Source organism: Microvirga roseola (assembly GCF_020866965.1).
Classification (GTDB): Bacteria; Pseudomonadota; Alphaproteobacteria; order Rhizobiales; family Beijerinckiaceae; genus Microvirga; species Microvirga roseola.
In genome coordinates this window covers 1-3146 of the sequence record NZ_JAJATX010000125.1, presented here as the reverse complement: position 1 = coordinate 3146, position 3146 = coordinate 1, and the positions used below count along the sequence as shown (strand labels likewise).

Genomic DNA, 3146 nt, shown 5'->3' with positions numbered 1-3146 from the left:
CGCCGGAGCGGTTCGCCGGCAGCTCTTGCAGCTTGGCGTTTCGCACCCATTTCAGTCATGGCCATCATGTTACAACTGAAAGGCATTGCGACATCTGTGCCGCCCTCACCCCGCCCGGCCTGACGGACGGCGTCGCATTGGCCGTTACCCGCGCGACGTACCCCTCTGCACACCAGACTCAAAATGCACACTTATCTCCATTTCGGCGGCTGCAGCGAGGGCACTGTCCTGGACCGTCTTTTCGCAGGTCACTTGCGAGTCTGATCAGTTCCCGAAGTACGGCAGGCGGAAAGTACGAATTGTCGTTAGGCCGCTCCTTCAGACCAAGGCGGCGCCTCTAGTTTCGTGACACTCAGTGATGTGCTCAAGTTACGTGGAACATCGTATGCCCGAGGCCAGCGGCCGGCTAGATTGATTGAACGGAAGATGTGGTCTGGATACTCGGAGCGTCTATTTGGCTGCCCGCGGGTACAGCTACGTTGCTCTTGGATTCCGTCAGACGTGGATCGCGCCCTGATGCGAACTTTGCAAAAGAGAACCGCATCCATTTTTCTCCATTGTTTCGCATATGAGCCGATGCCGGTTGAAGTGCAGTTTTCGAAGAGTAGTGCTTACTGCATGCCGCCAGAGGTCGTCTTAGCGTCAAAGCTTGCTCACTTCGAAAGTGTTTTAGCAGCATTCTCAATTAGACGTGATACCGCATCGGGTTGCGACATGAATACTGCGTGACTCGCTTTAACCTCTACGGTTGTGCTGCCAGCACGCTGGGCCATCATCCGCATGAGATCGGGATGAATTGCGCGATCATCGGTTGCGACTAGAGACCAACTCCTCTTGTTCTTCCACGCGGGCTGCGTGATCTTTGTTTCAAAAGCTGCCCTGGCGGGAAAGACCTGCGAATTCGCCATGAACTCGGCGTCGGCCGCCGGCACATCAGCCGCAAAGTCAGCGGTGTAGGCCTTCGGATCAAGGTATAGAAAATCGTCCGGGGTCGCGGTGATGCTCTTCGTGGCTGCGGGAATTTTACTAGCCAAGTCGAGCAGGCTTTCGGATTCATCGGGCTGGAACGCAGCGACGTAGACGATCCCGGCAACGTTATCTGAGTTCCCAGCCTCAGTTACTACCATTCCACCGTAGCTATGTCCGACTAGGATCGCAGGACCATCCTGCAGATTTAGGATGCGATGGGTTGCATTGACGTCGTCCTGCAGGGAGGTCATCGGTGGCTGTACGATACTGACCTTGTAGCCCTTGTGTTTTAGGAGGTCATGCACTTTCCGCCAGCCAGAGCCGTCAGCCAGGGCGCCGTGTACTATGACGATGTTTTTGATTGGAGCCGCGTCGGCCGGCATGGCGGCAGTAAGGGCACAGATTATGCCGCTGGCCAGAGAGAGGAAGAGTTGGGTCAGTCTCATGATATAGTATCCTGCTACTGGTGTTGCATTTGGTTCTACCATGGGAGTGACGCCTCCCATTGACTATGTGTCGCCACCCTTCATCGGGCGCTTCTATGGTCTCCACCGTCGTTCCGGTGGCCTGGTTGAATGTGCGGGATCGATAGTTTCGATCAGGGTGAGGGCGCACTCAGCCGTCCTTGTAATAGTAGCTATAGCCGTTGATGGCCGGTGCGCCACCAAGGTGAACGTAGAGGATTCTGGAACCTTCGGGGAAATATCCCTTGCGGATTAAATCAGCCATCCCCTGCATCGACTTACCCTCGTATACCGGATCCGTTATCATCCCCTCCGTGCGGGCGGCGAGCCGGATTGCGTCGTTCGTTTCGTCCGAGGGTACACCATAGGCCGGATAGGCGTAGTTGGGATTGATGACGATCTCGTCGTCTCGGATGGCCCGTCCAAGGCTAACCAATTTCGCAGTATTATCGACGATCTGGCGAACCTGCATCCGGGTTTGACTAGGCGTTGCCGACGCGTCGATGCCAATCACGCGATCTGCTCTGTTACTTGCGGCAAAGCCGACAATCATCCCCGCCTGCGTGGAGCCGGTCACTACGCATACGATAATATAGTCAAAAGCGAAGCCCTGTTCCTCCTCCTGGCTCGCCACCTCTTCAGCAAAGCCAACATAGCCGAGACCGCCGTACTTGTGCACTGAGGCCCCAGCGGGAAGCGGATACGGTGTGCCACCGGCATCTCGCACGGACTGTATTGCTTCTTCCCAACTCTTGCGGATACCAATGTCGAAGCCAGCCTCCACAAGGCGGCTATCCGCACCCATGAGACGTGTCATCAAGATATTACCGACCCGATCATAGACCGCATCGTAGTGAGGCACCCATTTTTCCTGGACCACCACACACTTCATGCCGATCTTGGCGGCGGTTGCCGCTACTATGCGCGTGTGGTTTGACTGCACGCCACCAATCGATACTAAGGTATCGGCACCCGATGCTATCGCGTCTGGAACGATGTATTCGAGTTTTCTCAACTTGTTGCCGCCCATCGCGAGACCTGAATTGCAGTCTTCTCTCTTGGCGTAAATCTGTACCTTGCCGCCGAGGGTCGCCGAAAGCCGTGGCAGATGTTCGATCGGAGTCGGGCCGAAGGTGAGCGGGTAGCGTTCGAACTCCTGTAGAAGGGACATAGGCCTATCTCCATCACGACCTGATGAGCAGAGAATAGATCAATGTCTATGAAAGGTGCTCTCTAGTTGCTGGACTGAATTTAGGTTTTATTGCGATGGTTAGCCCACGAGTACTGCGGTTTCGACAATTATCGGAGAAATATGAAAGATTCTTTCAATCTTCTTCTGGATCGTGTCGACATCAAGATCCAGCGCGCCCTTCAAACGGACGGACGCTGACTAACGCCGAGAGCGCGGCGCGGGTAAGCGTCAGCCCAGCGACCTGTCGTCGGCGAACACAGTGTCTGTTCCACGACGGCATCATCACAGGAGTTCCGGCGCAGGTTGTGGTTGTATTAGGCACCACAGTGATAGTTGGTGTTTTACTTGATAGGTTTACGCCTGAGAGCCCAGGCTCTCGAGTGATATGTGTTTGAACTCAAGGATGTTATCGACTGAAGTATAGTGGCATGAGACTTCGGCTACATTCTGTAGATCAGCGTTCTCGATATGTAAGAGCCTGTTTGAGAATGTCGCAGAGGGTCGGATTGGGGTAATGTCGG

General features: G+C 54.9%; 2 protein-coding genes. Both read right to left on the bottom strand.

Translation table 11 applies throughout. The features are described 5' to 3' along the window. Positions 1-653: 653 nt before the first annotated feature. Positions 654-1415, bottom strand: a complete 762-nt coding sequence (locus tag LG661_RS24315; RefSeq protein ID WP_407666841.1) for an alpha/beta hydrolase — start codon at positions 1413-1415, stop codon at positions 654-656. A gap of 169 nt (positions 1416-1584) precedes the next feature. Further along, positions 1585-2604, bottom strand: coding sequence for a 1-aminocyclopropane-1-carboxylate deaminase (locus tag LG661_RS24310; protein WP_230534575.1), 1020 nt, complete (start codon positions 2602-2604; stop codon positions 1585-1587). Between the last annotated feature and the right edge of the window lie 542 nt (positions 2605-3146).

What these genes read in the sequence shown, in the direction of transcription:
- LG661_RS24315 (WP_407666841.1), bottom strand. Translation starts at nt 1,415, where the DNA reads ATGAGACTGACCCAACTCTTCCTCTCTCTGGCCAGCGGCATAATCTGT.
- LG661_RS24310 (WP_230534575.1), bottom strand. Translation starts at nt 2,604, where the DNA reads ATGTCCCTTCTACAGGAGTTCGAACGCTACCCGCTCACCTTCGGCCCG.